The following is a 5710-nucleotide window of genomic DNA, read 5'->3' as shown; positions in this document are numbered from 1 at the left end:
CTATAAGTTGGCTTGAGATATTGCTATTGTTATATGCTTCAGCCTCTCTTCTGTTTAAGGTGTTTTCATTTACCTTATCAAATACTGCCTTAAAAGAGAGAGTTACCTTTTTCATATACTCTTCTTCACTTTTTTTGATCTTCTCCATATCATTTGGCTGCTTAGCATAAGCATTTACGTGAGAGAAATTTGTCTTAAATAACTCTTCGTATTTGGTGTAGTTGTCAAGATAGTTGGTGTCATCTTGATAGGCGATCTCTTTAAATTCTTCTCTCTTTTGCTCTATGTTGTCTATATATTTTTTATCTATCCTTGCAAATGGGGATAAATTTAAAACAAGAGTTGATTTATTGTTTTCCTTATTGATGTTTATGCTGTACTGGCTGTAATCCTTAATAGGACTTAGGGTTTTTATGTCGGTGAATTTTTGCTTTACTAGGTTGGATTTGTTGGGTCTATTTAGCTCGTCTTCTATCACTTGATCTAGGCATTTACTTATTACTTCTTCTCTTAGCCCTGCACTTGATCTAAAAGGTGAGTTTGATAGCACAACATAGTTTTTATTTAAATTTGAAAAATCTTTGCTGTTCATCTCATCGTTTGCAGAGGTGCCATTTTTATCGGACTTGTTAGCTATTAGATTGGCTAGTTTTATAGAGTTGAAATTTGAAGCACAGATAAAATTTAAATTCGCATTTAGTCCTTTTATTTGATCCTTTAGTCTTTTAAAGAGCGTATCATCACTAGAGCCAAAGCCTAAGTTTTTATTTACTATATCATAAGAGCAGACATCCTTAGTGTGATCAAATACCGATAGATCATCTAAATGACCAAATACACTATACCCCTCATCTGCGTTGCAATTAACCTCATTTAGGTTATTATCGTCTCTAAAGTAGATATAGTCTAAGTTTAGGTGGGTAAAGTCTATAAAAAAGCCAGAGTTAGAAGATTTATCTTGTTTAAATACTAATACATTGCAACTTGAGTTTATATTTAGGGTATTTATAATAGAAGCAAATCTAGATGTGAAAAAACTAAGGATAGGTAAGGTTACGCCATAAAGAGATCTATTACTTTGATGCTCAACCATTTTGTAGGTTAATTTACTAAGCTCATAGAATAAAAAGCATCCGTTTGCTTTTTTGAGTGCAGCCTTTGGGTCACTTAGATCAACTATGCTTAGTATAAAAAGAAATATTTGCTTTAGTAAAAACTCTCCACTTTCTTTATTTAACTCGCTTAAATTCTTATCTAACTCTCTAAAACACTCTTCAATGCTTTTTTCAAATTTAGCTCCATCTAGCCCCTCGCTAGATATCAAAGAGCTAGCATCGCTTAGTAGATCATTTTTTAAGGTATTTAGGCACTCTTTTACGATATCTTTGGCGTCATCATAGTTGGATACTATGACCTCAAACATATCATAAAAGCTTATAGCTTCTGTCTTTGTTTCACCCATGCTTTTTAGCAAATTTCTCTCGTGCTCATCTTGAGCAGCTTCAAGTTCAGCTTCATATCTTGCTTTACTTTTTATGGGGCTTATCTTCTCTTTTAAATTTGCAAAAAACTTGTCAACTGCACTCTTTTTATGGACAATCTTTACTGGTATATCTCTATATTCAAATTCTCTTATTCTATTTAGCTTACTATCAGTAAAGCTATCTTTATCTATATAAAAGTCAGATACGATCGACACATCTTTTTTATCTCTCTTCTTAGAAAATATTAGATTAAATATGATCTCATTAGCTATGCCGTTAGAGTACGATGTGAGTGAATTCAAGCTAGACGTATAAAGCGTTACGCTCTTTGCATCAGCCATATACTCTTTTATCTTTTTTAACGTCTCTTCGCAAGAGTAGGTTATTTTTATTTCGTTGTTTTGCATATTAAGCCACCACTACTGTTTTTGATATTTTATTGTGATTGTATTTATAATATTATTAATTTATTATTGCTATTTAAAAGTGAAAAATGCTTGACATGACACTTGATAGATAGTTTAGCTATGCAACAGAGAAAAATGATAAGCGTTAGAAAACTAGAGAGTGTAACTCTTTGGTATTTTAAAATAAATACTGCATGCTTGTTACTTGAGCTTTTCTTTTAGCTTGCCAAGTTAGTTAGATAAAGCCATCTAAATTACTAACACAATTATGCTATAATCATGTCATATTATTAAAAGGAAATAGCATATGCCACAAATAGTACCAATAAAAGAGCTTAGAAACACAAATGAAATTTCACAGCTATGCAATAGCAAGGATGAACCAGTATTTGTAACTAAAAATGGTTATGGAGACTTGGTTGTGATGAGCATAAAGACATACGATAAGCTAGTAGCCACAGCCGATATAGATAGCGCCATCGCATCATCTGAAGCTAAGATAACAGCAGATACAAAGATGCTAGAAGCAAAAGACGTTTTTGCTAGTTTAAAAGATAAATATCTTGAGTAAGTATAAAGTCCTTGTTTCACCACAAGCTTATGAAGAGCTTGAAGCAATATATAAATATATCGCACTATCTTTGCTCTCGTCAGGTGCTGCAAACTCTACACTAGAGGCTATCAAAAACACTATCCTTAGTCTAGATGAGATGCCAAATCGTGGTGCTATTAGAAAAGTTGGCAGATATGCCAATATGGGCTATAGACAGCTATTTGTTAAAAACTACACAGTGATTTATAGGGTCAATGAAAAAAATAAGGCTGTTATAATCATCACTATTAGATATACACCAAGCGCTTTTTAGACATACAACTTCAATAATATCTTTCTAAAAATAAATATCCACCTATCCTAATACTCTCTCATCTGCGAAAATATACATAACATCACATACTATACGTTACGTCACCTACTGCATGTTACATCATGTACTATACATTACATCAAGTGCTGCATGTGACATCACATACTGAATGTTACATAAAGTACTGCACATTACATCACATGCAGTATGTTACATTATGAATTTATTTGTTATAATCCAAGAAAATTTAATGCCAGTTTCTAGCATATTTATCAACATTTTTAGTATGTTGATAAACTTACTTAGCAAGCTCGGACCGAGCTTGCTGTAAGGTCTTAGCCAGACGGGCGAAATTTTTATTTAGAAAGAACAACTTAAACAAAACTTTATCCATTAAAGATTACTTTTGTCGATAAAATGTCTAAGTTTTTGCTTAAGGCATTTACTTCTATTGTTTAAGAATTTCCAAAGATAACTGATACATATGCACTCAATAAAGTTGATATGAGCTACTAATAGCAAACCATTAAAATTTATTTTTAACAAATCTATACCTAGGCATAGTTTTAAACTATATAAGCTAAAACAAAACTTCGTTGAAAAATTTAAAACATTAAAAGTATAAAAGGAGCATAAGAAGCACGATGCCACAAAATATTATGTGGCATCGCTAGTAGCTATGGTTTTTGAACTATCGTATCACTCTCCGCTCATTATAAAAGCAGCCCAGTAAAACGGATGTTTACCTTCCTTTATCATCTTGATCTTTGCATTTCTTAGAACTTCGTTAAATTTCTTCTCATTGCCTTTAGTGTCGGTATAAAATTCTTTCATTAGCTCCACCGTGCTATTATCATCTACAGACCACAGGCTCATTAGCACATTTTTAGAGCCAGCTTGTATAAATGTCTTAGGCAAACTTGCCACAGAGCTCGTGTCTTTAACATCTACTAGGCCTGTTTCGCATGCAGATAGCACAACCAGATCGGTTCCATCTAGGCTTAGTCCAGATAGCTTAAGCGCATTTACAAGACCCTCGCCAGTTTGTTGTTTTATACCTATATTTGCACCGCTAAGCGCAACTCCTGATTTTAACATAGGGTTTGTTATGTTCTCATCACTTATGAAGTATCCATGTGTGGTTATATGTAGGATCTTTGGAGACTTTACCGCCAGTATATTTTCTTCATTTGCATTTTCTCTAGAGAAAAGTTTTACGCCATTAAACGAGCTTTGTAAAACCTCTTCTTCTTTCTTAAAGCCTCTTAGCCTTTTAAATGTCCCCATATTTTTTATAGATCTGGTTTGCACGGCTTTATTTACGTTTGGCGTATCTGCAACCATTTCCATACTCTTTCCACTTTTGCTCTCATAGTTTGGATCACTAAACATAGTGATATCTTTGCCTTCATCTTTGATATTAAATTTATGTGTTCTTATAAATTCTTTAGCTGAAGGCGTATAGCGTATCTGCTTGCTCTCTATGAGATATTTATCGCCATCCATAAGTGTTTCAAAAGGTAGTAGCCTCAAAGCTCCATCTGTAGATATAATAAGAGAGTTAAATTTATCTATCCTATCTCCTATGCCATTTGTTATAACGATGTTATATAGCTCTTTTAGAGCTTTGCTTGAGTTTGCGTCTGTGGCATTTATGATCTTATCTATGTCAGCCCTAAATTCTTTTATGGTTGTATTTACTGTGTCACTATCTTTATTGCTAAGTTTTTCAAACTTCACTTCGCCACTTTTATCCACGCTAAAGATATAGTAGTTTTTACCATAATATCCTATATCTACAAAGAGTTCATTTGGTTTTAAAAGGCTTGTGAGATCACTTAGTTTTAGATCCTTTATGCCAAGCTCTTGTTTAAATTTAGGCGATATCTTAGCTATCTCTATCTCTACTTTTTCTATATCTTCGCCCAGTGCTTTTAGCTTTTCTTGGTAGCTTTTTGCCTCTTCTGGATTAGGAGTAGTGCCTGCTAGCTTAGCATATGCTCTTTTAAGGGAGTCTAGGTTATCTATCTTAGAGATCAGGTTCTTATCTTGTGAGATATTTTTTAGCATAGCTATAGTGTTTTCATCATCGAGAAGTATGCCCTTATCATTTATAAATATCTCATAAATTTCTTGACTTAGAGTCTCTTTGCCATCAACGGTTTGTTGGTATGAGTAGCCATTTGTTAAAAGGTTTGGTAAAAAGTCATTCTTAGCTTCTAAAAATTTCTTTTTTTGCTCATTGCTTAAGATTTCAAAATTTTTATCTCTGTTTAGTTTGAACGCATAGTATGCTTTTTTAGAGTAGCTATATGCTTTAGGATAATCTCCCATTTTATTATAAACAGAGCCTATATTAATATAGCTAGATGCAGTATTAGGATGGCCTTTGCTTAGAACTTTCTCTATTATAACTAAGGCTTTTGTATAAAACTCTAAGGCTTTAGGATAATCTCCCATTTTATTATAAACAGAGCCTATATTATTATAGCTAGTAGCAGTATTAGGGTGTTCTTTGCCTAAAACTTTCTCTCTTATATTTAAAGCTTTTGTATAAAACTCTAAGGCTTTAGGATAATCACCCATATCGCTATAAACATAGCCTATATTGTTATAGTTGCTAGCAGTATCAGGGTGTTCCTTGCCTAAAACTTTTTCGTTTATATTTAAAGCTTTTGTATAAAACTCTAAGGCTTTAGGATAATCTCCCATTTTATTATAAACAGATCCTATATTAATATAACTGAGAGCAGTAGCAGGATGATCCTTGCCTAAAACTTTTTCGTTTATATTTAAAGCTTTTGTATAAAACTCTAAGGCTTTAGGATAATCACCCATGCTACTATAGACATATCCTATATTATTATAGCTACTAGCAGTGTCAGGATGATCTTTGCCTAAAACTTTCTCTCTTATATTTAAAGCTTTTGTATAAAACTCTAAGGCCTTAGGA

At 32.9% G+C, this 5710-nt stretch carries 4 protein-coding genes; 2 read left to right on the top strand and 2 right to left on the bottom strand.

Annotated elements, in window-relative coordinates:
- Positions 1 to 1891: hypothetical protein (locus tag CYP84_RS02520; protein WP_141089186.1), on the bottom strand; the 1891-nt coding region annotated here is incomplete at its 3' end.
- A 307-nt stretch (positions 1892 to 2198) separates the two neighbouring features.
- Between CYP84_RS02520 and CYP84_RS02515 the strand changes: the two genes are divergently transcribed.
- Both CYP84_RS02515 and CYP84_RS02510 read left to right on the top strand, forming a co-directional pair.
- Entirely contained in the window at positions 2199 to 2462 is a 264-nt protein-coding gene (locus tag CYP84_RS02515) for a type II toxin-antitoxin system prevent-host-death family antitoxin (protein WP_103614475.1), read from the top strand.
- Positions 2455 to 2757 (top strand): type II toxin-antitoxin system RelE/ParE family toxin, encoded by a 303-nt coding sequence (locus CYP84_RS02510; RefSeq protein WP_103636566.1) that lies wholly within the window; start codon positions 2455 to 2457, stop codon positions 2755 to 2757. Before CYP84_RS02515 ends, CYP84_RS02510 begins: the two co-directional genes overlap by 8 nt.
- Positions 2758 to 3456: 699 nt before the next feature.
- Here the strand turns inward: CYP84_RS02510 and CYP84_RS02505 are convergent.
- The coding region (locus CYP84_RS02505; protein WP_141089185.1) for a tetratricopeptide repeat protein at positions 3457 to 5710 on the bottom strand (2254 nt) is incomplete at its 5' end.

This window comes from Campylobacter concisus (assembly GCF_002912425.1).
GTDB classification, from domain to species: domain Bacteria; phylum Campylobacterota; class Campylobacteria; order Campylobacterales; family Campylobacteraceae; genus Campylobacter_A; species Campylobacter_A concisus_AH.
The sequence above is the reverse complement of the archived record's forward strand: the minus strand, read 5'-3'. Positions and strand labels throughout refer to the sequence as shown.

Excerpts from the sequence above, each read along its gene's own strand:
- CYP84_RS02515 (WP_103614475.1), top strand. The coding sequence starts at position 2,199 with ATGCCACAAATAGTACCAATAAAAGAGCTTAGAAACACAAATGAAATT.